This window comes from Mycobacterium sp. 852013-51886_SCH5428379, assembly GCF_001665575.1.
GTDB lineage: Bacteria > Actinomycetota > Actinomycetes > Mycobacteriales > Mycobacteriaceae > Mycobacterium.
Window position 1 is genome coordinate 219,507 of record NZ_LZSU01000051.1, and the last position, 25,571, is coordinate 245,077.

20 protein-coding genes and 1 pseudogene are annotated in these 25,571 nt (G+C 68.9%); 18 read left to right on the top strand and 3 right to left on the bottom strand.

Going from position 1 to position 25,571, the window contains the following annotated elements:
- The first annotated feature begins 30 nt into the window (after nucleotides 1-30).
- The 7 genes and pseudogenes from A5757_RS21200 (at nucleotide 31) to A5757_RS21230 (ending at nucleotide 8,339) form a co-directional block, all read left to right on the top strand.
- Nucleotides 31-1,065: a Rieske 2Fe-2S domain-containing protein gene (locus A5757_RS21200; RefSeq protein ID WP_066838300.1), complete on the top strand. Its 1,035-nt coding sequence runs from the start codon at nucleotides 31-33 to the stop codon at nucleotides 1,063-1,065.
- A gap of 3 nt (nucleotides 1,066-1,068) precedes the next feature.
- The gene (locus A5757_RS21205) at nucleotides 1,069-2,148 is read left to right on the top strand and encodes a dihydrodipicolinate reductase (protein WP_066838303.1); all 1,080 of its coding nucleotides are present in this window, start codon (nucleotides 1,069-1,071) and stop codon (nucleotides 2,146-2,148) included.
- A 516-nt stretch (nucleotides 2,149-2,664) separates the two neighbouring features.
- Nucleotides 2,665-4,596 carry a 2-oxoacid:acceptor oxidoreductase subunit alpha gene (locus A5757_RS21210; protein WP_066838306.1) on the top strand — a complete coding sequence of 644 codons (1,932 nt, stop codon included), beginning with the start codon at nucleotides 2,665-2,667 and terminating at the stop codon, nucleotides 4,594-4,596.
- Complete coding sequence (locus tag A5757_RS21215) at nucleotides 4,593-5,669, top strand: 2-oxoacid:ferredoxin oxidoreductase subunit beta (RefSeq protein WP_066838314.1); 1,077 nt, start codon at nucleotides 4,593-4,595, stop codon at nucleotides 5,667-5,669. The genes A5757_RS21210 and A5757_RS21215 overlap by 4 nt, the downstream gene beginning before the upstream one ends.
- Before the next feature lie 19 nt (nucleotides 5,670-5,688).
- The gene (gene mobA / locus A5757_RS21220; protein WP_082929613.1) at nucleotides 5,689-6,255 is read left to right on the top strand and encodes a molybdenum cofactor guanylyltransferase; all 567 of its coding nucleotides are present in this window, start codon (nucleotides 5,689-5,691) and stop codon (nucleotides 6,253-6,255) included.
- 1,110 nt (nucleotides 6,256-7,365) lie between these two features.
- Nucleotides 7,366-7,593 (top strand): annotated as a pseudogene (locus A5757_RS21225) (transglycosylase family protein); the annotation flags it as partial.
- Between the two features lie 212 nt (nucleotides 7,594-7,805).
- Nucleotides 7,806-8,339, top strand: a complete 534-nt coding sequence (locus A5757_RS21230; RefSeq protein WP_066838319.1) for a transglycosylase family protein — start codon at nucleotides 7,806-7,808, stop codon at nucleotides 8,337-8,339.
- Here A5757_RS21230 and A5757_RS21235 read toward each other — a convergent pair.
- Both A5757_RS21235 and A5757_RS21240 read right to left on the bottom strand, forming a co-directional pair.
- On the bottom strand, nucleotides 8,305-8,937 hold the full coding sequence (locus tag A5757_RS21235; protein ID WP_066838323.1) for a VOC family protein: 633 nt from the start codon (nucleotides 8,935-8,937) through the stop codon (nucleotides 8,305-8,307). The two genes, A5757_RS21230 and A5757_RS21235, sit on opposite strands and share 35 nt — an antisense overlap.
- Complete coding sequence (locus A5757_RS21240) at nucleotides 8,934-10,088, bottom strand: FAD-dependent oxidoreductase (protein ID WP_066838325.1); 1,155 nt, start codon at nucleotides 10,086-10,088, stop codon at nucleotides 8,934-8,936. The genes A5757_RS21235 and A5757_RS21240 overlap by 4 nt, the downstream gene beginning before the upstream one ends.
- 24 nt (nucleotides 10,089-10,112) lie before the next feature.
- Here A5757_RS21240 and A5757_RS21245 point away from each other — a divergent pair, with 24 nt between their 5' ends.
- The 11 genes from A5757_RS21245 to proB all read left to right on the top strand — a co-directional run bounded on the left by A5757_RS21245 (nucleotide 10,113) and on the right by proB (nucleotide 24,980).
- On the top strand, nucleotides 10,113-12,107 hold the full coding sequence (locus tag A5757_RS21245) for a S9 family peptidase (RefSeq protein WP_066838327.1): 1,995 nt from the start codon (nucleotides 10,113-10,115) through the stop codon (nucleotides 12,105-12,107).
- Nucleotides 12,108-12,117: 10 nt separating this feature from the next.
- Nucleotides 12,118-13,377, top strand: coding sequence for a trans-acting enoyl reductase family protein (locus A5757_RS21250; RefSeq protein ID WP_066838330.1), 1,260 nt, complete (start codon nucleotides 12,118-12,120; stop codon nucleotides 13,375-13,377).
- 67 nt (nucleotides 13,378-13,444) lie between these two features.
- A complete protein-coding gene (locus A5757_RS21255) occupies nucleotides 13,445-16,108 on the top strand; it encodes a valine--tRNA ligase (RefSeq protein ID WP_066838339.1) in 2,664 nt (887 codons plus the stop codon).
- Complete coding sequence (locus A5757_RS21260) at nucleotides 16,105-17,514, top strand: folylpolyglutamate synthase/dihydrofolate synthase family protein (protein WP_066838341.1); 1,410 nt, start codon at nucleotides 16,105-16,107, stop codon at nucleotides 17,512-17,514. Before A5757_RS21255 ends, A5757_RS21260 begins: the two co-directional genes overlap by 4 nt.
- Nucleotides 17,511-17,915 carry a DUF4233 domain-containing protein gene (locus tag A5757_RS21265; protein ID WP_066838343.1) on the top strand — a complete coding sequence of 135 codons (405 nt, stop codon included), beginning with the start codon at nucleotides 17,511-17,513 and terminating at the stop codon, nucleotides 17,913-17,915. Before A5757_RS21260 ends, A5757_RS21265 begins: the two co-directional genes overlap by 4 nt.
- 75 nt (nucleotides 17,916-17,990) lie before the next feature.
- On the top strand, nucleotides 17,991-18,401 hold the full coding sequence (gene ndk, locus A5757_RS21270) for a nucleoside-diphosphate kinase (RefSeq protein ID WP_066838346.1): 411 nt from the start codon (nucleotides 17,991-17,993) through the stop codon (nucleotides 18,399-18,401).
- 293 nt (nucleotides 18,402-18,694) lie between these two features.
- Nucleotides 18,695-21,628 (top strand): Rne/Rng family ribonuclease, encoded by a 2,934-nt coding sequence (locus A5757_RS21275; RefSeq protein ID WP_066838348.1) that lies wholly within the window; start codon nucleotides 18,695-18,697, stop codon nucleotides 21,626-21,628.
- Between the two features lie 136 nt (nucleotides 21,629-21,764).
- Nucleotides 21,765-22,076 (top strand): 50S ribosomal protein L21, encoded by a 312-nt coding sequence (rplU, locus tag A5757_RS21280; RefSeq protein WP_066838350.1) that lies wholly within the window; start codon nucleotides 21,765-21,767, stop codon nucleotides 22,074-22,076.
- 14 nt (nucleotides 22,077-22,090) lie between these two features.
- A complete protein-coding gene (gene rpmA / locus A5757_RS21285) occupies nucleotides 22,091-22,351 on the top strand; it encodes a 50S ribosomal protein L27 (RefSeq protein WP_066838355.1) in 261 nt (86 codons plus the stop codon).
- Between the two features lie 90 nt (nucleotides 22,352-22,441).
- A complete protein-coding gene (gene obgE / locus A5757_RS21290; protein WP_066838357.1) occupies nucleotides 22,442-23,887 on the top strand; it encodes a GTPase ObgE in 1,446 nt (481 codons plus the stop codon).
- Complete coding sequence (gene proB, locus A5757_RS21295; RefSeq protein WP_066838359.1) at nucleotides 23,835-24,980, top strand: glutamate 5-kinase; 1,146 nt, start codon at nucleotides 23,835-23,837, stop codon at nucleotides 24,978-24,980. Before obgE ends, proB begins: the two co-directional genes overlap by 53 nt.
- Here proB and A5757_RS21300 read toward each other — a convergent pair.
- Nucleotides 24,977-25,567 carry a hypothetical protein gene (locus tag A5757_RS21300; protein WP_156618614.1) on the bottom strand — a complete coding sequence of 197 codons (591 nt, stop codon included), beginning with the start codon at nucleotides 25,565-25,567 and terminating at the stop codon, nucleotides 24,977-24,979. The genes proB and A5757_RS21300 overlap by 4 nt on opposite strands.
- Nucleotides 25,568-25,571: the final 4 nt, after the last annotated feature.

A 25,571-nucleotide genomic window follows, 5' to 3' on the forward strand; every position in this document is an offset into this window, starting at 1 on the left:
AATCGTAGAGGCTTCTGTGATTCTCGTCCAATGGCGAAGCCGCCGCTATCGATGAAGCCGACAGGCTGGTTCCAGGTCGCGTGGTCCGACGAGATCGGCGTGGGCGATGTGCACCGGATGAAGTATTTCGGCCGGGAGATGGTGGCGTGGCGGGCCGAGTCCGGCCGCCTGACGGTGATGGACGCCTACTGCGAGCACCTCGGCGCGCACCTCGGTCACGGCGGTCACGTCGAGGGCGAGGTCATCCAGTGCCCGTTCCACGGCTGGCAGTGGAACCACGAGGGCCGCAACGTCTGCATCCCCTACGAGCCGAGGCCCAATCGTGGCCGGCGGATGCGCACCTATCCCGTCACCGAACGCAACGAGTCGGTCTACATCTGGCACGACGTCGACGGCCGCGAGCCCTACTTCGAGGCGCCCGACGTCTTTTCCTCGTTCGACGACGGAGAGGGCGGGGCCACCGCCGAGCAGTACTACCCGCAGCAGCGGCTGTTCCGCGAAGGCCTCGAACTGCACCCGCAGTACGTGCTGGAAAACGGTGTCGACTTCGCCCACTTCAAGTTCGTCCACCAGACCCCGATCGTCCCGGTGTTCACCCGCCACGACTTCGCCGCACCCGTGTCCTACGTCGACTTCACCATCACCTTCGAGGGAGACGATCAACAGAAGATCGAAGACGTCGGCAGCGGCGTCGAGGCGATCAACGGCGGGCTCGGCATCGCGGTGACCAAGAGCTGGGGCATGGTCGACAACCGGACGATCTCGGCGATCACCCCGGTCGACGACTCCACCTCCGACGTGCGGTTCATGGTCTACATCGGCCGCACGCCCGGCCGCGACGACCAGCGCGCCCACGACAAGGCCGCGATGTTCGGCCAGGAGGTCATCCGACAGTTCACCCAGGACATCCACATCTGGAGTCACCAGCGCTATTCGGATCCCCCCGCCCTGTCCAGCACCGAGTTCGAGGGCTTCACCGCGATCCGCAACTGGGCCCGACAGTTCTACCCGGACGGAATCGGCGGTAGCGCTGCCGAGGTCTACGCCGCCCTGCAGAAAGGCTGAACCATGCCCGCTCCCATCCGCGTATTCCAGGTCGCGACCGGAAACGTCGGTACCGAGATGATCAAGCGCATCAGCGCCCATCCCGACCTCGAACTGATCGGTCTGCACTGCTACACCCCGGAGAAGGTGGGCCGCGACGCCGGCGAGATCGTCGGGCTGCCGCCGATCGGCGTGACGGCCACCGGATCGGTGGACGAGATCATCGCCGCGCGCCCCGACGTGATGACATTCCACGGCGTCTTCCCCGACGAGGACCTCTACGTGCAGGTGCTCGAGGCCGGGATCGACATCGTCACCACCGCCGACTGGATCACCGGCTGGCACCGCGACCACAACCATCCGCACCACTCCGGAAAGCCGGTGAGCCGACTGCTGGCCGAGGCGTGTGAGAAGGGTGGATCGACGTTCTACGGGACCGGGATGAACCCGGGCGTCAACCAGATCCTGGGTGTGGTGTGTTCGGCCGACGTCGCCGAGATCGAGAACGTCACCACCATCGAATCGGTCGACGTGTCGTGCCACCACAGCCGCGACACCTGGATCGAGGTCGGTTACGGCCTCCCGGTCGACGACCCGTCCATCCCGGGCAAGCTCGAGAAGTACACGCGGGTGTTCGCCGACAGCGTGCTGATGATGGCCGACTGCTTCGACGTGCAACTCGACGAGGTCACCTTCTCGTACGAACTCGGCGCGTGCACCAAGGACGTCGACCTCGGCTGGTACCGGTTGCCCAAGGGTTCGCTGGGCGGGAACTACCTGAAGTACCAGGGCATGGTCGACGGCGTGCCCCGCATCGAGACGCATCTGGAGTGGCAGATGACGCCGCACACCGATCCCAGCTGGGACATCAAGGGCTGCTACATCACGCAGATCACCGGCGACCCGCACATCTACAACAAGCACATGATCTTCCCGAAGCCCGGCGTCGACCTGTCGGATCCGGCGTCGTTCGCCTCGATCGGGATGACCGTCACAGGACTGCCCGCGCTCAACGCGATCAAATCCGTGGTTGCGGCCCCGCCGGGTCTGTTGACCAGTGCGGACCTTCCGCTGCGGGGGTTCGCCGGACGGTTCAAGATCTGATCTGCGACCCGCCGTTCACCGGATCGACATCCATTCGCGGCGCGCGCCGGGGTGCGCCGCGGCCGGAGCTCGTCACAATGGAGGGATGAACGCGCACACACCGCTGCGGCACACCGCCTGGCGTGACCCGCTGTCCGTGGGCTGGCGCGCGCATCGACAGATCCTGATGCTGCGCTTCCGGTGGCATGACCGCCGGTCGACCCGACCGGAGAGTGCTAGCAGCTAGCTACCGGCCGGTAACCATTCTCTTAGGAGAATGCCGTTCTCTAAAGGTGACGAAGACCACATCCGCGCCCAAAATGCCTCGTCTTCACGTCGCTGAGCAGCGCATATCCCGAACCCCAGACTGCGGTGGCCGAACACGTGTGGTAGGGGTCCGCCTAAGAGAAGTGCAATAATCGGTACTGAGAGTGACATCAATTTTCATCGGGGAACCTGCGCGGTGAAACCCACCCGACGGCGCGTCGCACAGACCGCGACTCAGTGGGCCCGCAGACAGACGTGAAAGGTAGGCGGATGGGTCTCGAGGGCAACGGTGCCGCACCACGCCAGAAGCTCGAAAAGGTCGTCATCCGCTTCGCCGGTGACTCCGGCGACGGTATGCAGCTGACCGGCGACAGGTTCACCTCCGAGGCGGCCCTGTTCGGCAACGATCTGGCCACCCAGCCGAACTACCCGGCCGAGATCCGGGCACCTCAGGGCACGCTGCCCGGGGTCTCGTCATTCCAGATCCAGATCGCCGACTACGACATCCTCACCGCCGGTGACCGCCCCGACGTGCTCGTCGCGATGAACCCCGCCGCGCTGAAGGCCAACGTGAAGGACCTGCCGCGTGGCGGCCTCGTCATCGCCAACTCCGACGAGTTCACCAAGCGCAACCTGGCCAAGGTCGGCTACGAGGCCAACCCGCTGGAGAACGACGAGCTGTCCGACTACGTCGTGCAGGCCGTGCCGATGACCACGCTGACGCTGGGTGCCGTCGAATCCATCGGCGCAAGCAAGAAGGACGGCCAGCGCGCGAAGAACATGTTCGCCCTCGGGCTGCTGTCGTGGATGTACGGCCGCGAGCTGCACCAGAGCGAGGCGTTCATCCGCGAGAAGTTCGGCCGCAAGCCCGATGTCGCCGAGGCCAACGTGCTGGCGCTGAAGGCCGGCTGGAACTTCGGTGAGACCACCGAGGCGTTCGCCACCACCTACGAGGTGTCGCCGGCGAAGCTCAAGAGTGGTGAATACCGGCAGGTGTCGGGGAACACCGCCCTGGCCTACGGTCTGGTCGCGGCCGGCGTGCTGGCCGATACGCAGCTGGTCCTGGGCACCTACCCGATCACCCCCGCGTCGGACATCCTCCACGAACTGTCCAAGCACAAGAACTTCAACGTGCTGACCTTCCAGGCCGAGGACGAGATCGCGGGCATCGGCGCGGCCATCGGCGCCTCCTACGGCGGCGCGCTGGGTGTCACCAGCACCTCCGGTCCCGGCGTGGCGCTCAAGTCCGAGGCCATCGGCCTGGCCGTCATCACCGAACTGCCGCTCGTCGTCATCGACGTCCAGCGCGGCGGTCCGTCCACGGGCCTGCCTACCAAGACCGAGCAGGCCGACCTGCTGCAGGCGCTGTTCGGCCGCAACGGCGAGTCACCGGTCGTGGTGCTCGCGCCGCGGTCGCCCTCGGACTGCTTCGACATCGCGGTCGACGCGGCGCGCATCGCGCTGACTTACCGCACCCCGGTGATGATCCTGTCCGACGGCGCGATCGCCAACGGCTCGGAGCCCTGGCGCATCCCGGACGTGGCGAGCTACCCCGCCATCGACCACACGTTCACCCAGCCTGGCGAGGACTTCGCGCCGTACGCGCGCGATCCCGAGACGCTGGCCCGGCAGTTCGCCGTGCCGGGTACCCCGGGACTCGAACACCGCATCGGTGGCCTGGAGAAGGCGAACGGTTCGGGCAACATCAGCTACGAGCCCAAGAACCATGACCTGATGGTGCGGCTGCGCCAGGCCAAGGTCGACGGCGTGGACGTGCCCGACCTCGAGGTCGACGACCCGAGCGGCGAGGCCGAACTGCTGTTCGTCGGCTGGGGGAGTTCGTACGGTCCGATCGGCGAGGCGTGCCGGCGTGCCCGCCGCAAGGGCATCAAGGTCGCCCACGCGCATTTGCGTCACCTCAACCCCTTCCCGGCGAACCTCGGTGAGGTGCTCGCGCGGTATCCGAAGGTGGTCGCCCCCGAGATGAACATGGGCCAGCTGGCACTGCTGCTGCGGGCGCGTTTCCTGGTGGACGTGCAGTCGGTGACCAAGGTCGAGGGCATGGCGTTTCTGGCCGACGAGGTGGAGGGCATCATCGACTCCGCGCTGGACGGCACACTGGCAGACAAGGAAAACGAGAAGGCCACGTTCGCGCGGTTGGCAGCGGCCACCGTGTCGACTGGGGTGGGAGTTGACGCATGACTGACGTGATCGGGACCGACCTGGGTCTGACGCCGCTGTCGAAGACGGCGGGTGTGCCCACGACCGACCAGCCGCAGAAGGGCAAGGACTTCACCAGCGACCAGGAGGTCCGCTGGTGCCCGGGGTGCGGTGACTACGTCATCCTCAACACCATCCGCAACTTCCTGCCGGAGCTCGGTCTGCGCCGCGAGAACATCGCGTTCGTCAGCGGTATCGGCTGCTCCAGCCGGTTCCCGTACTACCTGGAGACCTACGGCTTCCACTCGATCCACGGCCGCGCGCCGACCATCGCGACCGGTCTTGCGCTGGCCCGGCCCGATCTGTCGGTCTGGGTGGTCACCGGTGACGGCGACTCGCTGTCGATCGGCGGCAACCACCTGATCCACGCGCTGCGCCGCAACGTCAACATCACGATCCTTCTGTTCAACAACCGGATCTACGGCCTGACCAAGGGGCAGTACTCGCCGACCTCTGAGGTCGGCAAGGTCACCAAGTCGACGCCGATGGGCTCGCTGGACTACCCGTTCAATCCGGTGTCGCTCGCGCTGGGCTCGGAGGCCACATTCGTGGGCCGGGCGCTGGACTCCGACCGTAAGGGTCTGTCCGAGGTGCTGCGGGCCGCGGCCCAGCATCGCGGCGCCGCGCTGGTCGAGATCCTGCAGGACTGCCCGATCTTCAACGACGGCTCGTTCGACGCCCTGCGCAAGGAGGGCGCCGAAGAGCGCCTGATCAACGTCACCCACGGGGAGCCGATCACCTTCGGCGCCGACGGCGAGTACTGCGTCGTCAAGTCCGGGTACGGCCTCGAGGTCGCCAAAACCGCCGACGTCTCGGCCGACGAGATCATCGTTCACGACGCCCGGATCGACGACCCGGCCTACGCCTTCGCGCTGTCGCGGTTGAGTGAGCAGAACCTCGACCACATGGTCATGGGCATCTTCCGGCAGGTGAACCGGCCCACCTACGACGACCTGGCCCGCGACCAGGTGCGGTCGGCGCGTGAGGCCAAGGCGCACGACACGGCCGCCCTGCAGTCCCTGCTTCGCGGCAAGGACACCTGGACAGTCGACTAGGTGCGCTAACGTCACGTCCGTGACGTCCCCCGTACCGCTGGCCGCCGTCGTGCTGGCGGGCGGGGCGTCGCGGCGGATGGGCCGCGACAAAGCGACTCTGGTCGTCAACGGCTCCACGCTCGTCGAGCAGGCGGTCGCCACCGTCGGTTCCCGATGCTCGCCGGTGTTCGTCATCGCCGCACCCGGCCAACCGCTGCCCGATCTTCCCGCCGAGGTGCTGCGGGACGAGGTGCGGGGCGTCGGACCGCTGCTGGCCACCGGACGTGGACTGCGTGCCGCCGCGGAGGCCGGCCACGAGTGGGCGTTCGTGTGCGCGGTCGACATGCCCTATCTGACGGCCGACCTCATCGACGAACTGGCCAACCCCGCCCAGCGCCTCGGCGTCGACGCCGTGCTGCCGTGGGACGGCCGCAGCCACTACCTCGCGGGCGTGTACCGCACTGATCTTTCCGAGCGGGTATCCGCTCTGGTGGCGGCCGGCCAACGCAGTATGCGTGCCCTCGTCGACACCGTCGACACCCAAAGGATCGTGCTACCGCCGCAGCGTGCGCTCACCAACGTCAACACTCTCGCCGATCTCACCTGACGCACGGGTACGTTCTCAGCAAATTGTTTTCCGTCGCGATATTGGTCGTGATGCGGCGAATTGCGGATAATCAGGCGTCGAATTCGATCGAATTGACGACATTCTCGCGCGACCACTGAAACAGCCCCCAACCCGCACTTTTCCGCGCCGCTCCGACCGACGCTGCGCCGAAACCACCTTGCGCAGCGGACATTTCAGGTAAGTCGGCTTATATACGTCCCCCCTGGGAGGCGGCCGTGAATTCCGCCCTGAGCTGCGCCATTCCGTTCGTCTGGGTTGACTGTGTCGCCGTCCATTCCGCGGTGCGCGACGACGGGGATCGGCTGACGTGCGCGGGGGCTCCCGAGAACCGGAAAGTGCTGCTCACGGGGTCGACGCGGCACCTCCGTTTGGACGCCTGGCCAAACTGAGCGATCCGCCGGCAAGCGGAAAAGCCTGTGTGACAGCATGTTTCGCGACGATGCAGGGTGCGCGCCGGTGTCCGGCGCGGCAGCGAACCGCATACGGCAGACAAGCTGAGGATGCCGTCGTGGGGCGCATCGGCCCTGCTCTGACCCGTATCGGGCACCTTCAAACGTCCCGCGGAGTGGTCCACGCCACAAAATGGCGGTGAGTTGGCTCACGTATTGCCGACGCGTCGCCGCCCCCGGCCGTCACCGTGAATTTCGTCCTGACCTGGTAATTCGATGGTGATTAAGCCGTCGTGATCTTGGCGTGATCTGCTGGGAGGCCGTCGATCGCCGATATGACTTCCGTGAATTCGCTTTGTAGCGTCCCAAACGGCTCCACAACAGGAGCAAATAATTCCACAACCGAGAACCTGCGCGTGAGCAGTCCGCAGACCGGCTTGAGTGCCGGGCGGAGACCGGGCGACACGTCCTGGCGGAGCGATTTCGCTCCCTGCTGCCGTACCTGACCGAGACGGTGCGGCACCCATGTTCTCCCATCGATGAGGGAGCACGCCCGCACCAGCGGGCGTCGGTGGCGCGCGCTTGGCGAAAGGACAGAAGTTTGAAGAGCATCCGCAAGACGTTCGGGCTGGCAGCACTCGCCGGGGCCTTCGCTGTGGCCCCCATGGCGTTGGGCGCCGGTACCGCGAATGCGGACAGCGGCGTCAACTGGGACGCCGTCGCCGCCTGTGAGTCCGGTGGCAACTGGTCGATCAACACCGGCAACGGTTACTACGGCGGCCTGCAGTTCACCCAGAGCACCTGGTCCTCCAACGGCGGTTCGGGCTCGGCCCACAACGCCTCTCGCGAGGAGCAGATCCGCGTGGCCGAGAACGTCCTGCAGTCGCAGGGCATCGGGGCGTGGCCGGTCTGCGGCAGCCACGGCTGACCGACCGAGCGCGTCGAAAGAGGCGGTGCAGGGCGAGAGCCCCGCACCGCCTCTTCGCTCTCACCGGCCTCTTACGTCAGATAAGTAACTACTAAAACTTTCGTCTCGTGGATAACGCGTGATGCAGGTCACCCGACAGACCGAGTAGCCGCCCGGGATGAGCACTCGAAATTCCAGCGGTCCTGGTGTCAAACGGTCGGGGAAGGACCGCAATGATCAACATCCGTAAAGCAGTGCTCCGAGGCTTTTGGCTCACCGTGATCGGCGCGGCGCTGGCCGTCGTGCCGACGTTGTTGTCCACCGCCACCGCCAACGCCGACAGCCTGAACTGGGACGCCGTTGCGCAGTGCGAGTCGGGCGGTAACTGGGCGACCAACACCGGCAACGGCTTCTACGGCGGACTGCAGTTCAAGCCGGCCACCTGGACCGCGCACGGCGGTCGCGGCAACCCCGCTGCCGCGTCGCGCGGCGAGCAGATCATGGTCGCCGAGCGAGTCCTCGCCAAGCAGGGCATCAAGGCGTGGCCGAAGTGCGGTCCGAAGGGCGTCGCGCCCGCCAGCGCCGCGATCTGGGCCAACCCGGCCCAGGCCCCCGCCCGGGTCCAGGCTCCGGCCGCTGCGCCGGTCCGACCGGCGGCCACCGGATGCGCCGCAGTCCGGCCCGGCAGCGTGCTCGGCCTCGTCGATCTGAAGCAGTTCTGCTCCGCGGTGCTCAGCCCGCTGACCGGTGCGGGTCTGCAGCGCTGAACTCGTTGCCCTGCGGATCGGCGAACTCACCGTCGCCCAGCGGTCTCGCGCCGGCAGCCATCAGTTCGTCGACCGGCCCCGTCACCGAACACCGCCAGCGGTTCGGAACGCTGCGGGGATCGTCGACGCGGACGAACTTCCAGATCAGCTCTTCCCAGCCCCGGCTGTTCTGCAGCCAGCGCGGCGTCTGATCCGGACCGGGTCCAATCCGCGCACCCACCCGCTCGGCCCACCACGCGGCGAGCTCCTCGGGGCGGTCACTGTCGGTGCACACCGCGAACGGCCGGGCCGGCGCGGCGCCGCTCACGGCGGTGGCAGGGAAGGCGCAGAACTCGTTGCCCTCGACATCAGCCATCGTCACCCACCCCGGCGAGTGGTCGGCGACCACCCGGGCGCCGAGCTCCAGCAGCTGCTCGACGCCGCCGGCCTCGTCGACGTGCATATCGAAGTGGGTCCGGTTCTTCACCGATTTGGGCGCGACCTGCGGCCGGAAGCTCAGCAGTCGCCCGCGGGCGGCGGCGCCGATGGCCGCCGACCAGAACGCGTCGAGCCGTGCCGGGTCGATCGCGTCTACCAGCAGCGGGCCGAGCCGGATCACACCGCCTCCGGCGTCACGAACGCCGATCGGGCGGCGATGGCGCCGAGATGCCGGCCGACCAGGGCCTCGGGAATCAGTATCGTCGCCCGGCCGGCCAGCGCGCCGAGAACGGCCGGCCGGAGGTTCACCACGCGCCCGATCAGCTCGGACTCGCGGACCAGGGCTCGCACGCGCTTGCGGCGAAACGCGGCGTAGTGCGCGAAGGCCGTCGGAATGTCGGGGGACCCCGCGACGAAGCGGGCCAACACGGCCGCATCCTCGATGCCCTGGCAGCCACCCTGCCCCAGATGTGGGCGCATCGGATGGGCGGCATCACCGACCAGCGTGATCGGTCCTGTCGACCACACTCGGGCCTGGCGACGGTCGTAGATGTCGTTGCGCAGGACGGCCGAGGCGTCCGTCGCGTCCAGCAGCGCGGGCACCGGCGCCGCCCACTCGGCGTACTTGCGTTTCAGGTAGTCGAGTTCGCGCCCCGGCGCCGATCCGCCGTGCGGCGTGCGCTCGGTGGCGAACCAATAGGTGTGGTCGGAGCCCAGCGGGACGTGACCCACCTCGGTGCCCGCCCCCAGCGTCTGCCCGGCCAGCTCGGGGTCGAGCCGGTATCGCGCGATCCCGCGCCAGGCGGTGTATCCCGCGTAGCGGTGGGGCAGCGAGCCGTTGAGGTGCCGGGCCACCCGTGAGCCGACACCATCGGCTCCCACGACGGCGGCCACCTTGCGCGACGTGCCGTCGGACAACTCGACCGTCACCCCGGAACCCGACGTGCGGACACCGGTGACCGAGATTCCTGTCTGCACGGTGCCGTCGGTCAGGGCGTCGGAGAGTATCCGGGTCAGGTCGGCGCGGTGGGTCACCACCAGTGGCTCGCCCAGCGCCCGCACCATCCGATCGGCAGAGGGGCGTCGCAACCACGACCCGTCCCGCCAACGCACCGCGCCGGCGGTCACCCGGCCGCCGGATCCGCGCACCGCATCGCCAAGGCCGACGTCATCGAGGGCCGCCAGCGCATTCGGCCAGATACTGATGCCGGCACCGGCCGACGTGTCCGTCTTCTCCTCGAAGACGCTGACCGCGTGGCCGCGCCGCTGCAGCGCCGCCGCGGTCGCCAGCCCCGCGATGCCCCCGCCGACGATGAGGAACTCCTGCGTCACGCAACGAAAGTAGCGTGTGCAGGCGTGACGACACCTTCTTCTGCAGCACCCTTCGCCGATCTGGACGCCTACCTCGCGCTGCCGCGGGTGTCCGGGCTGGCGGTGTCGCCCGACGGCGCCAGGGTGGTGACCACGATCAGCGAACTCGACGACAGCGGCAGCGAATTCGTCACCGCGATCTGGGAGCTGGATCCGGCCGGAACGCGGCCCGCCCGCCGCCTCACCCGCGGTGCGAAAGGGGAGCGGTCACCGTCGTTCACCGCGAGCGGGGATCTGCTGTTTCTCGCCTCCCGCCCGACCAAAGACGACGATGCGCCGCCTGCGGCGCTGTGGCGGCTGCCCGCCGACGGTGGCGAAGCCGTCGAGGAGTTCGCCCTGCCCGGTGGCGTGGCCGCTGTGAATTGTGCCCGGGGCGCGGACGTGACCGTGGTGAGCGCACCCCTGCTGGCGTCGGCGACCACCCTCGACGACGACAAGAGACTGCGCGCCCTGCGCAAGGACCACAAGGTCTCCGCCGTCCTGCACACCGGCTACCCCGTGCGGTCCTGGGACCACGACCTGGGGCCCGATCAGCCCCATCTCCTGGACGCCGACGACGGTCGCGATCTCACCCCCGCACCCGGCGGCGGGCTGCGCGAGGCCGGCATCGACGTCAGCGACGACGGCCGCTTCCTGGTCACCTCATGGCAGCAGCCGTCCGTCGGCGCGGCGCTGCGCGACATCCTGGTCCGAGTGGAGGTGGGCAGCGGCGAGCGCACCACCATCGCCGACGACGCGAGCGCTGACCTGGGACACCCGGCGATCTCCCCGGACGGCACCACGGTGGCGTTCGCCCGTGAGACGATCTCCACACCGCTGGCTGCCCCGCGAATCACGCTGTGCGCGTTGACCTTCGGTGATGATCTCCGCGAGCTGACCGCTGACTGGGATCGATGGCCGACCTCGGTGACCTGGACGCGGGACGGCTCGTCGATCCTGGTGACCGCCGACGAGAACGGGCGCGGCCCGATCTTCGCCGTCGACCCGGACACCGGAGACGTCCGCCGCCTCACCGACGACGACTACACCTACACCGACGTCACCGCTGCACCCGACGGCCTCATCTACGCGCTACGTAGCAACTACGCCACGCCGCAGCAGCCGGTGCGCATCGACGCCGACGGATCGGTCTCCGTGCTGCCGTCGGTGCAGGCGCCGCAGCTGCCCGGCACCCTGACCGAACTACACGCCACCGCCGACGACGGTGTCGCCGTGCGGTCGTGGCTGGCGCTGCCCGAGGGGACGGACGCCGAGCACCCCGCACCGCTGCTGCTGTGGGTGCACGGCGGACCGTTGGCGAGCTGGAACGCGTGGCACTGGCGCTGGAACCCGTGGCTGATGGTCGCGCAGGGTTACGCGGTGCTGCTGCCCGACCCGGCCCTGTCGACGGGCTACGGCCAGGACTTCATCCAGCGCGGCTGGGGCGCCTGGGGTGCGGCGCCCTACACCGATCTGATGGCCGCCACCGACGCCGCGGTCGCCGATCCGCGGATCGACGGCACCCGCAGCGGCGTGATGGGCGGGTCCTTCGGCGGTTACATGGCCAATTGGATCGCCGGGCACACCGACCGGTTCGACGCGATCGTCACCCACGCCAGCCTGTGGGCGCTCGACCAGTTCGGGGCCACCACCGACGGTGCCTACTGGTGGGCCCGCGAGATGACCCCCGACATGGCCGAACGCAACTCACCGCACCTGTTCGTCGAGAACATCGCCACCCCGATGCTGGTCATCCACGGCGACAAGGACTATCGCGTCCCGATCGGGGAGGCGCTCCGGCTCTGGTACGAACTGCTCACCCGATCGGGGCTGCCCGCCGACGACTCCGGCGCCGGACCACACCGGTTCCTCTACTTCCCCTCGGAGAACCACTGGGTGCTCGCCCCGCAGCACGCCAAGCTCTGGTACCAGGTGGTGTTCGCGTTCCTCGGTGAGCATCTGCTCGGCCGGGACGAAGAGCTGCCCGAAATGCTCGGGTAGCGTCGCAACCATGACCCAGGCAGCGCAGCGTGAGTTCGACATCGTGGTCTACGGAGCGACCGGTTTCGCCGGGAAGCTCACCGCGGAATACCTGGCCAGACAGGGCGGCGACGCCCGCATCGCGCTGGCCGGCCGGTCGCAGGACAAGCTGCTCAAGGTGCGGGACGGCCTCGGACCGAACGCGGCCGACTGGCCGCTGATCAGCGCCGACGCCTCGCAGCCGGCCACGCTCAACGCGATGGCCGCCCGCACCCGGGTGGTCATCACCACCGTCGGGCCCTACACCAAATACGGGATGCCCCTGGTCGCGGCCTGCGCGGCTGCCGGCACCGACTACGCCGATCTCACCGGCGAGACGATGTTCATCCGCGACAGTATCGACCTGCACCACAAGCAGGCCGCCGATACCGGGGCGCGGATCGTGCACTCCTGCGGATTCGACTCCGTCCCTTCGGATCTCACGGTCTACGCCCTGCACCGGATGGCCACCGAGGACGGGGAGGGGCAACTCGGCGATACCAGCCTCGTGGTCCGCTCGTTCGCCGGCGGGGTGTCCGGCGGCACGCTGGCCTCCATGCTCGAGGTGCTCAACACCGCCTCCACCGACCCCGACGCCCGCAGGCAGATGATCGACCCCTACACGCTGAGCCCGGACCGCGGCGCCGAACCCGAACTCGGCGCGCAGCCCGACGTGCGGTGGCGGCGCGGGGCCGAGATCGCCCCCGAGCTGGCGGGGTACTGGACCGGTGGCTTCGTGATGGCCGCGGCCAACACGCGCATCGTGCGACGGAGCAACGCCCTGCTCGACTACGCCTACGGCCGACGGTTCGAGTACTCGGAGCTGATGAGCGTCGGTAAGTCGCCGGTCGCCCCGGTGGCCGCCGCGATGATGACCGGCGGCAACGCCGCCGTGATGGGGCTGGGCTCCCGCTTCTTCCACCGGCTGCCGCGTCCGCTGCTCGAACGGGTGCTGCCGAAACCGGGCACCGGCCCCAGCGAGCAGACCCGTGAGAAGGGCCACTACACCGTCGAGACCTACACCACCACAACCACCGGCGCGCGGTATCTGGCCCGGATGTCGCAGCGCGGCGACCCGGGCTACAAGGCCACCGCGGTGCTGCTGGGGGAGTGCGGGCTGGCACTGGCCCTGGACCGCGACAAGCTCACTGAGCTGCGGGGCGTGCTCACCCCGGCGGCCGCGATGGGCGATGCGCTGCTCGGGCGTTTCCCCGGGGCCGAGGTGACGCTCGAGACGTCGCGGCTGGCCTGACCGCACGGGGCCGGAGGCGGGCGACACCCCCGCGGTCGACCGCCACGCGGCTCCCTAGAATTGAGCGGTGACCGCCAGCACCCGACCCTCCGCCGACAACGAGGCGACCGCCCTGCCCAAGTCGTGGGACCCGGGCGCGGTCGAGGCCGACATCTATCAGGGCTGGGTCGACGCCGGTTACTTCACCGCCGACCCCGCCAGCGCCAAACCGGGCTACTCGATCGTGCTGCCGCCGCCGAACGTCACCGGCAGCCTGCACATGGGCCACGCGCTGGATCACACCCTCATGGACGCGCTGACCCGCCGTAAGCGGATGCAGGGTTTCGAGGTGCTGTGGCTGCCGGGGATGGACCACGCCGGCATCGCGACCCAGACCGTGGTGGAAAAGCAGCTCGCCGCCGACGGTAAGACCAAAGAGGATTTCGGCCGGGACCTGTTCATCGACAAGGTGTGGGACTGGAAGCGGGAGTCCGGCGGCACCATCGGTGCTCAGATGCGCAGGCTCGGTGACGGCGTCGACTGGAGCCGCGACCGCTTCACGATGGACGACGGCCTGTCCCGCGCGGTGCGCACCATCTTCAAGAGGCTCTTCGACGCCGGCCTGATCTACCAGGCCGAGCGGCTGGTGAACTGGTCGCCGGTGCTCGAGACCGCGATCAGCGATCTCGAGGTCAAATACGAAGACGTCGAAGGCGAATTGGTCTCCTTCCGATACGGCTCGCTCTCCGACGACGAACCGCACATCGTGGTCGCCACCACCCGCGTGGAGACGATGCTCGGCGACACCGCAATCGCCGTGCACCCCGACGACGAGCGCTACCGCCACCTGGTCGGCACCACGCTGGCGCACCCGTTCCTCGACACCGAGATCGTCATAGTCGCCGACGCCCACGTCGACCCCGAATTCGGCACCGGTGCGGTCAAAGTCACCCCGGCGCACGATCCCAACGACTTCGAGATCGGGATGCGGCATTCCCTGCCCATGCCGTCGATCATGGACACCAAGGGCCGTATCACCGGTACGGGAACCCGCTTCGACGGGATGGACCGTTTCGAAGCCCGTGTGAAGGTGCGCGAGGCGCTCGCCGAGCAGGGCCGCATCGTGGCGGAGAAGCGACCCTACCTGCACAGCGTCGGCCACTCCGAGCGCAGTGGCGAACCGATCGAACCCCGGCTCTCGCTGCAGTGGTGGGTCCGTGTCGAATCGCTGGCCAAGGCCTCCGGCGACGCGGTGCGCAACGGCGACACCGTGATTCACCCGAACAGCCTCGAACCCCGTTGGTTCGCCTGGGTGGACAACATGCACGACTGGTGTATCTCCCGTCAGCTCTGGTGGGGCCACCGGATCCCGATCTGGCACGGCCCCGACGGCGAGACGGTGTGTGTCGGCCCGGATGAGACGCCGCCGGCCGGCTGGGAGCAGGATCCCGACGTCCTCGACACCTGGTTCTCCTCGGCGCTGTGGCCGTTCTCCACGATGGGTTGGCCGGAGCGCACCCCGGAACTCGAGAAGTTCTATCCCACCACCGTTCTGGTCACCGGGTACGACATCCTGTTCTTCTGGGTGGCCCGCATGATGATGTTCGGCACGTTCGTCGCCGGAGACGACGTGATCGAAGCGGGCAGCGTCCCGTTCCAGAATGTGTTCCTGCACGGCCTGATCCGCGACGAGCACGGCCGCAAGATGAGCAAGTCGCGCGGCAACGGCATTGATCCGCTGGACTGGGTGGAGAAGTTCGGCGCCGACGCCCTGCGCTTCACCCTGGCCCGCGGCGCCAGCCCCGGTGGCGATCTCGCGATCGGCGAGGACCACGCCAGGGCGTCGCGCAACTTCGCGACCAAACTGTTCAACGCGACCCGCTTCGCGCTGATGAACGGCGCCAGCCCGGCGCCGCTGCCGGAGGCGGCCGCGCTGACCGACGCCGACCGGTGGATCCTGGGCCGCCTGGAAGAGGTGCGCGCCGAGGTGGACGCCGCCTTCGACGGCTACGAGTTCAGCCGTGCGTGCGAGGCGCTGTACCACTTCGCGTGGGACGAGTTCTGCGACTGGTACGTCGAGCTGGCGAAAGTTCAGATCGGGAATGAGGAGCACACGGCCTACACAACAGGGGTGCTCGCGGCGGTGCTCGACACGCTGCTCAAGCTCCTGCATCCGGTGATGCCGTTCGTCACCGAGGTGCTGTGGAAGACGCTGACCGGCGGTGAGTCCCTGGTGATCGCCGACTGGCCGGCGCCGTCGGGTTTCGCGGCCGACGCCGTCGCGACCCAGCGCATCGAGGACGCCCAGAAGCTGATCACCGAGGTGCGCCGGTTCCGCAGCGATCAGGGGCTGGCTGACCGCCAGCGTGTCCCCGCTCGACTGTCGGAGGTCTCGGCCGCGGGCCTCGACGACCACGTGCCTGCGGTCCGCGCCCTGGCCTGGCTCACCGAGGCCGGCGACGGCTTCATTCCGTCGGCGTCGGTGGAGGTCCGGTTGTCCGGCGCCACCGTGGTGGTCGAGGTCGACACCTCGGGCACCGTCGACGTCGCGGCCGAACGCCGCCGCCTGGAGAAGGACCTGGCCGCCGCGCAGAAGGAATTGGCAGGCACCACAGGAAAACTCGGCAACGAGGCGTTCCTGGCCAAGGCACCCGCCGACGTCGTCGACAAGATCCGCGGCCGTCAGCAGGTGGCGTGTGAAGAGGTCGAGCGGATCACCGCGCGGTTGTCCGGCCTGCCGGCGCAGCCATGACCGATCCTGCCCCCACCCCGGACGAGATCGCGGCGCTGCTGCAGGTCGAGCACCTCCTCGACCAGCGCTGGCCGGAGACGAAGATCGAGCCGAGCACCACGCGGATCACCGCGCTGATGGAGATCCTCGGCTCGCCGCAGAAGGGCTATCCGTCGATTCACATCGCCGGCACCAACGGCAAGACGTCGGTCGCCCGCATCATCGACGCGCTGCTGACCGCACTGCACCGGCGCACCGGCCGCACCACCAGCCCGCACCTGCAGTCGGCGGTCGAGCGGATCTCCATCGACGGCGCCCCGATCAGCCCGGCCCGCTATGTCGACACCTATACCGAGATCGAACCGTTCGTCCAACTCGTCGACGCGCAGTCCGAAGCGGCGGGCGGACCACCCATGAGCAAGTTCGAGGTGGTGACCGCGATGGCGTTCGCGGCGTTCGCCGAGGCGCCGATCGACGTGGCGATCGTCGAGACCGGCATGGGTGGCCGCTGGGACGCCACCAACATCGTCAACGCCCCGGTCGCGGTGCTCACCCCGATCGGCCTCGACCACGCCGACTACCTCGGCGACACCATCGCCGAGATCGCCGCAGAGAAGGCCGGCATCATCACCCGCCAACCCGACGATCTGGTCCCCACTGACACCGTGGCCGTGATCGCCCGACAGCCACCCGAGGCGATGGAGGTGCTGCTGGCCGAGACCGTGCGCGCCGATGCCGCCGTGGCCCGCGAGGATTCCGAGTTCGCGGTGCTGAGCAGACAGGTCGCCATCGGTGGGCAGATGCTCGAACTGCAGGGCCTCGGCGGCGTGTATTCGGAAGTGTTCCTGCCGCTGCACGGCGAACACCAGGCCCATAACGCGGTGCTCGCCCTGGCCGCGGTCGAGGCGTTCTTCGGTGCGGGGGCCGACCGTCAGCTCGACGTCGACGCCGTACGGGCCGGCTTCGCCGCCGTCACGAGCCCCGGCCGGCTCGAACGCATGCGCAACGCGCCGACGGTGTTCATCGACGCCGCGCACAACCCGGCCGGCGCCGCCGCCCTGGCTGACGCGCTGCAGACCGAATTCGACTTCCGGTACCTGGCCGGGGTGGTCTCGGTGATGGCGGGCAAGGACGTCGACGGCATCCTGGCCGCACTCGAGCCCGTGTTCGACGACATCGTCGTCACCCACAACGGCTCCCCGCGGGCGCTCGACGTCGAGGTGCTGGCTGCGCGCGCCGAGGAGCGGTTCGGCCCCGACCGGGTACTGGTCGCCACCACCCTGCCCGACGCGATCGAAAGCGCCACCGCGCTGGTCGAGGCCTCCGGCGAGGAGACCTACGGACTGTCGGGCGCGGGAATCGTCATCACCGGATCGGTGGTCACCGCGGGCGAGGCTCGCACCCTGTTCGGACGGGACCCCCAATGACCGATCAATCGCCGAGCGAACAGCTTCCGACCCCGCCCGACCCGTGGAAGAGCTTCCGCGGGGTGATGGCGGGCACGCTGATCCTCGAGTCGATCGTCGTGCTGCTGGCACTGCCCGTGGTCGGCGCGGTCGGCGGTGGATTGACCGGCGCGTCCACGGGCTACCTGGTGGGCTTCGCGGTGCTGCTCGTGCTGATGGCCGGCATCCAGGGACGGCCGTGGGCGATCTGGGCCAACCTCGGGGTGCAGGTCGGTCTGATCGCGGGGTGGGTCGTCTACCCCCTGGTGGGGATCATGGGCGTCATCTTCACCGTGGTGTGGTTGATGATCGTCTACCTGCGTGCCGAGGTGTTGCGCCGGCAGAAGCGGGGGCTGCTGCCCGGTCAGCAGCCGACCGAGTAGCCCACGGCTTCACGGTGAAGATGGCCTGAACTGCACGTTGTCGGATCGCCAGAGTGGGCCGGTACGCTGTCCGCCGTGACTGAGCGGACCCTGGTTTTGATCAAGCCCGACGGCGTGCAGCGGCGCCTCGTCGGGGAAATCCTGAGCCGGATCGAGGGCAAGGGGTTGACGCTCGCCGCCCTCGAGCTCAAGACCGTCAGCGACGACCTGGCGCGGCAGCACTACGCCGAGCACGAGGGCAAGCCGTTCTTCCCGTCGCTGCTGGAATTCATCACCTCCGGCCCCGTCGTGGCCGCGATCGTCGAGGGTCCGCGCGCCGTGGCCGCGTTCCGTCAGATCGCCGGTGGCACCGATCCGGTCGAGAAGGCCACCCCCGGCACCATCCGTGGTGACCTGGCCCTCGTCACCCAGGACAACCTCGTGCACGGGTCGGATTCGCCCGAGTCCGCCGTCCGCGAGATCGAGCTCTGGTTTCCCGGCCGCTGACCGGTTCGCGCCGCCTTGGTCTGGCGGCGCCGCGTGATGTGGGATACTGGCTGCGGGTTGCCGTGCTCCTACCGGAGTGCGTCACCCGAATGAAGACTTCGACGAGCGCGACCACCGCGTGCGGTGTGGCGCAGACCGTCCAGCCATCATTCAGCCAGGCACCGTGTGGGTCCTGACCTGGGGCCGCTCGGAGCGAGACCACAACAGGTCCGGGGAAAGCCATCCCGGGCACAACAGCGAAGCCCTCGCGTGGCCGCGTCGATACGACGCGCCCGGGGGCTTGAGGAGAATACGTGGCCGACAGTGAACACACTCAAGCCCAGGATTCGACAGAGCAGCCCCAGGCCCGGGAGAAGCGGCCGGAGCGACTGAGGGTCCATTCGCTGGCCCGGGTGCTCGGCACCACCAGCAGGCGGGTCCTCGACGCGCTGGCCGAGTTCGACGGCCGCACCCGCAGCGCGCATTCGACGATCGACCAGACCGAGGCCGACAAGGTCCGCGAGGTGCTGGCCAACGCGCTCGACAACAGCGATACCACCACGTCCGAGCAGGCCGAGGTCGTCGCCCCCGTCGAGGCGGCCGAACCCGAGGCCGTCGACCCTCCGGCGCCGGCCGAGGAACCCGAATCGCGGCTGATGCTGGAGACCCCGCCCGCTGAACCGGCGGACTACCTCCCGCTGTTCGTGGCGCCCCAGCCGGTGCGACGCGAACCCGAGGTCGCCGACGACGACGACGAGGACGACGACGCCTCGGCGGATTCCGACTCGGACTCCGATGACGACGACGACCAGGCAGAACGCCCCGCCGCCCGGCGCAGGCGCCGTGGTCGTCGCGGCCGCGGCCGGGGCCGCGGTGAGCAGAACGAGGACGGCGACGGCGACAACGGCGGCAGCGGCGCCGAGAATGGTTCCGGGAACGGCGCGGGCGACGACGCCCAGGCCGACTCCGGTGCCGATTCGGATCAGTCGTCCGACGATGACGACGCCGACGATGACAACGGTGACGACGACACCTCCGGTGGCGACGGCGCGACCCGCAGGCGGCGCCGCCGCAGGCGGCGCAAGTCCGGCAGCTCGGACGACTCCGACAGCACGTCACCCGACGACCCACCGAACACCGTCGTCCACGAGCGGCCACCGCGGGAGAAGGGCGGCAAGTCCTCCGACGGCGGCGACGGCGAAATCCAGGGCATCAGCGGCTCCACGCGCCTCGAGGCCAAACGTCAGCGCCGCCGCGACGGCCGGGACGCCGGGCGCCGGCGGCCGCCGATCCTGTCGGAGGCGGAGTTCCTGGCGCGCCGTGAGGCCGTTGAACGGGTCATGGTGGTGCGCGACAAGATCCGCACCGAACCGCCCCACGAGGGCGCCCGCTACACCCAGATCGCGGTGCTCGAGGACGGGGTCGTCGTCGAGCACTTCGTGACGTCGGCGGCGTCGGCGTCCCTGGTCGGCAACATCTACCTGGGCATCGTGCAGAACGTGCTGCCGTCGATGGAGGCGGCATTCGTCGATATCGGCCGCGGCCGCAACGGTGTGCTCTACGCCGGTGAGGTCAACTGGGAGGCCGCGGGCCTCGGCGGCCAGAACCGCAAGATCGAGCAGGCCCTCAAACCCGGCGACTACGTCGTGGTGCAGGTCAGCAAGGACCCCGTCGGCCACAAGGGCGCCCGCCTGACCACGCAGGTCTCACTGGCAGGCCGATACTTGGTGTACGTGCCCGGCGCATCGTCGACCGGTATCAGCCGCAAACTGCCCGACACCGAACGTCAGCGGCTCAAGGAGATCCTGCGCGAGGTCGTGCCCGCCGAGGCAGGCGTCATCATCCGCACCGCCTCGGAAGGGGTGAAGGCGGAGGACATCCGTTCGGACGTGAACCGGTTGCAGGAGCGCTGGACGCAGATCGAGGCCAAGGCCGCCGATGTCACCGCCAAGAAGGCCGGCGCGGCCGTCGCGCTGTACGAAGAGCCCGACGTGCTGGTCAAGGTGATCCGTGACCTGTTCAACGAAGACTTCTCGGGACTCATCGTCTCCGGCGACGAGGCCTGGGACACGATCAACTCCTACGTCGAGTCGGTGGCCCCGGATCTGCTTCCGCGGCTGACGAAGTACGCGCCGGGCGGTAACGCCGAAGGTGTCGACGGGCCGGATGTCTTCGCGGTGCACCGTATCGACGAGCAGCTCGCCAAAGCGATGGACCGGAAGGTCTGGTTGCCGTCGGGCGGCACGTTGGTCATCGACCGGACCGAGGCGATGACCGTCGTGGACGTCAACACCGGCAAGTTCACCGGTTCCGGGGGCAACCTCGAGCAGACCGTCACCCGCAACAACCTCGAGGCCGCCGAGGAGATCGTGCGTCAGCTCCGGCTGCGCGACATCGGCGGCATCGTGGTCATCGACTTCATCGACATGGTGCTCGAATCCAATCGCGATCTGGTGCTGCGCCGGCTGACCGAGGCGCTGGCCCGGGACCGGACCCGGCACCAGGTCTCGGAGGTGACGTCGCTGGGACTGGTGCAGTTGACCCGCAAGCGGCTGGGCACCGGTCTGATCGAGGCGTTCTCGACGCAGTGCCAGCACTGCGCGGGCCGCGGCATCGTGCTGCACGGGGACCCGGTCGACAACGCCGCCGCCAACGGACGCAAGTCGGATTCGGGCAACGGCGGTGGCGGCGGCAGCCGCCGCAACAGGCGCGGTAAGAAGGGCGCCAAGCCTGAGGAGACACCCGCCGACGTCCCGGTGATCAAGGTGCCCCCGCATCCTGCCGGTGAGCACCCGATGTTCAAGGCGATGGCCGCGGCCAACGGTCGGGACGAGGACGACGACACCGACGACGAAGACGACATCTCCGAGGACATCTCGGGGGACGACGAGACGACCTCGGTGGACGACGCCGACAAGGTGCACGACGTGGTCGGCGAAGAACTCGACGATTCTGACGAGGACGACTCTGACGAGGACTCGGAGGATGAAGACGATGAAGACGATGACATCGATGACGAGATCGACCTGGACTCCGACGAGGACGAGGACGACGACGACATCGAGGACATCGATGCGGACACCGACGATGACACCGACGATGACACCGACGATGACTCGGACTCAGATGACGACTCAGATGAGGACGAGGACGACGAGGATGTCGAACCGCAGGTGATCGCACCTCCGGCCCGGCGGCCCCGTCGACGTGCGGCGGCCCGCCCTGCCGGCCCGCCGGGAGCGGAGTGACCGGTTTGACCCTGATCCCGCTGCTCACGTACCCTTGAGCGGTTGTCGCCAGGCCTTGCCGGCGGCAGACGGACCCCCAGACACGCGCAGCTTCTCATGCCGCGCGCCTGAAGACGAGACGAAGAAGAAGGACACGATGGCGAGCTACGCAATCGTCAAGACCGGCGGCAAGCAGTACAAGGTCGCCGTCGGTGACGTGGTCAAGGTCGAGAAGCTCGACGCCGAGCCGGGCGGATCGGTGTCGCTGCCGGTCGCACTCGTCGTCGACGGCGCCGACGTCACCACGAAGGCCGACGACCTGGCGAAGGTCGCCGTCACCGGCGAGGTGCTCGAGCACACCAAGGGCCCCAAGATCCGTATCCACAAGTTCAAGAACAAGACCGGCTACCACAAGCGTCAGGGTCACCGTCAGCAGCTGACGGTCCTGAAGGTCACCGGCATCAAGTAGCAGGAGGCGAACACATGGCACACAAAAAGGGCGCTTCCAGCTCGCGCAACGGTCGCGACTCCAATGCCCAGCGGCTCGGCGTCAAGCGGTTCGGCGGCCAGGTCGTCAAGGCCGGCGAGATCATCGTGCGTCAGCGCGGAACCCACTTCCACCCGGGCGTGAACGTCGGCCGCGGCGGCGACGACACCCTGTTCGCGACGGCGCCCGGCGCAGTCGAGTTCGGCACCCGGCGCGGCCGCAAGCACGTCAGCATCGTCCCCGTCGCGCGGGACTGACACCACCCGGGACTTACGCCAATGTGAAGCTGTTGCGAATTTCCCGCGGGAATCTCGCAGCAGCTTCACATTCGTTGAGAGGTAAGTCCCATGCCGCGTTTCGTCGACCGTGTGGTCATCCATGCGCGGGCCGGCAACGGCGGTAACGGCTGCGCTTCGGTGCACCGGGAGAAGTTCAAACCACTCGGCGGTCCCGACGGTGGCAACGGCGGTCGCGGCGGCAGCATCGTGCTCGTCGTGGACCCCCAGGTTCACACCCTGCTGGACTTCCACTTCCATCCGCACGTGGTGGCCCCCTCCGGTAAGCAGGGGGCGGGCAGCAACCGCGACGGCGCGGCCGGTACCGACCTCGAGGTTCGGGTGCCCGACGGCACCGTCGTCCTCGACGAGCAGGGCCGGGTACTGGCCGATCTGGTCGGTGCGGGCACCCGTTTCGAAGCCGCTGCCGGCGGGCGCGGCGGGCTCGGCAACGCAGCCCTGGCCTCCCGGGCCCGGAAGGCGCCCGGCTTCGCACTGCTCGGCGAGCAGGGCGAGACCCGCGACCTCACCCTCGAGCTCAAGACTGTCGCCGACGTCGGGCTGATCGGGTTCCCGTCGGCCGGAAAGTCGTCGCTGGTGTCCACCATCTCGGCAGCGAAACCGAAGATCGCCGACTATCCGTTCACCACGCTGGTGCCCAATCTGGGCGTGGTCTCCGCCGGCGACAACACGTTCACCGTCGCCGACGTGCCGGGGTTGATCCCGGGCGCCTCCGAGGGCCGCGGTCTGGGCCTGGAGTTCCTGCGCCACATCGAGCGCTGCGCGGTGCTCGTCCACGTCATCGACTGCGCCACACTCGAACCCGGGCGCGACCCCGTCTCCGACATCGAAGCCCTCGAGGCCGAACTCGCCGCCTACCGCCCCACGCTGCAGGGCGATCAGACGCTCGGCGACCTGGCCGACCGTCCGCGGGCCGTGGTGCTCAACAAGATCGACGTTCCCGACGCCCGCGAACTCGCCGAGTTCGTCCGCGACGACGTCGTCGAGCGGTTCGGCTGGCCGGTCTTCCTGGTGTCGACCGCCAGCCGGGAAGGCTTGCGCCCGTTGACGTTCGCGTTGTGGGAGCTGGTCGACGCCTATCGCGCGGCCCAGCCCGCGGTGGTGCCGCGCCGCGCGGTCATCCGGCCCGTCGCCGTCGACGAGTCCGGCTTCACGGTCGAACCCGACGGCCAGGGCGGGTTCGCGGTGCGCGGAACCCGGCCCGAGCGCTGGGTCAACCAGACGGACTTCGACAACGACGAGGCCGTCGGCTATCTCGGCGACCGCCTGGCCCGCCTCGGCGTCGAGGACGAACTGCTGCGCCTGGGGGCGCGGCCCGGGTGCGCAGTCACCATCGGTGAGATGACGTTCGACTGGGAACCGCAGACCCCGGCCGGAATCGACATGCATCTGTCCGGCCGCGGCACCGACGTCCGCCTCGAGCAGACCGACCGCGTGGGCGCCGATGAGCGCAAGGCGGCCCGGAAGGCGCGCAGGGAGACCCCCGACGGTGAGTGAGCACCGCCACGCCATCCGCACCGCCCGCAGCGTCGTCGTCAAGATCGGCACGACCGCGTTGACCACCCCGGCCGGCATGTTCGACGCCAACCGGCTGGCCACGCTGGTCGAAGCGATCGAGACGCGCATGCGCGCGGGTTCCGACGTCGTCATCGTGTCCTCCGGTGCGATCGCCGCCGGGATCGAACCCCTCGGGCTGACCAAGCGCCCCACCGATCTGGCGACCAAACAGGCAGCCGCCAGCGTCGGTCAGGTGGCGCTGATCAACTCCTGGAGCGCCGCCTTCGGCGTGTACGAGCGCACCGTCGGCCAGGTGCTGCTCACCGCGCACGACATCTCGATGCGGGTGCAGCACAACAACGCTCAGCGCACCCTGGATCGATTGCGGGGACTGCGTGCGGTGGCGATCGTCAACGAGAACGACACCGTCGCCACCCACGAGATCCGCTTCGGCGACAACGACCGGCTCTCTGCGCTGGTGGCCCATCTCATCGGAGCGGACGCGCTGATCCTGCTGTCGGACATCGACGGCCTCTACGACGCGGACCCCCGCAAGGCCGACGCCCGGTTCATCCCCGAGGTCGCCGGACCCGGTGACCTGGACGGGGTGGTGGCCGGCCAGGGCAGCAGCCTCGGCACCGGGGGTATGGCGTCGAAGTTGTCCTCGGCGCTGCTGGCCGCCGACGCCGGGGTGCCGGTGCTGCTCGCTGCCGCTTCCGACGCCGCGACCGCACTGTCCGAGGCGTCGGTGGGCACCGTGTTCGCGCCCCGCGCCGAACGGATGTCAGCGCGGCGGTTCTGGGTGCGCTACGCCGCCGAATCGGCCGGCGCGCTGACCCTCGACGACGGTGCGGTGAGAGCCGTTGTCGGACAGCGGCGTTCGCTGCTCCCGGCGGGGATCACCGGTGTGACGGGCCGGTTCTACGGCGGCGACGTGGTTGAACTGCGCAGCGCGGACGCGACGATGGTGGCCCGCGGCGTGGTGGCCTACGACGCGACCGAACTGGTCACCATGCTGGGGCGGTCCACCTCGGACCTGCCCGCCGAGATGCGCAGACCGGCCGTGCACGCCGACGATCTGGTGGCGGTCTAGCGGTTCCGGTCCGCGATCATCCGAAACCCCTTGGCGACAAGAGATCTGACCTGGCGGGCCCGATGCTCGGCGTCGTCGAGCGCGTCGTGGTCGGCACGGCGCACCGCGACGCCGTGGCGCTCGGCAGCGGACACCACCTCCTGCTGGACGCTCGGTAAGGCCAGCAGCAGCGCCGCCAGCACGCCGGGCGACAGCTCACGGTCCCGGAGCAACCCGCGGTAGCGGACGTCGCTGGGAATTCTGACGTTCCGCGTCCCGCCCAGCACCGGCCCCGTGGCGGCGACCAGCGTGGTCAGCGCCACCTGCGCCGCCGTCTCGACCAGCAGACCGCGGAAGGGGAACCAGGGCAACGGAAGTCGGCCAACCTGCTGCTCGAGGGCTCCGGAGAACAAATAGCCGAGTAGCGCGTGGGTGCGGATCTCCTTGACGTCCTCCCAGTCGACCGAGTCGCCGTCGTATTCGACGGCCTCGTCGCTGATCGTGACACCGCCGAAGCGGTTGAGCAGGCGCAGCGCCTCGTCGAGCACTTCGGGTCCGGGGACCAGGCGGGCGAGCGTATCGCCTACGCCGATGGAGAGTTCGGTCACGTCG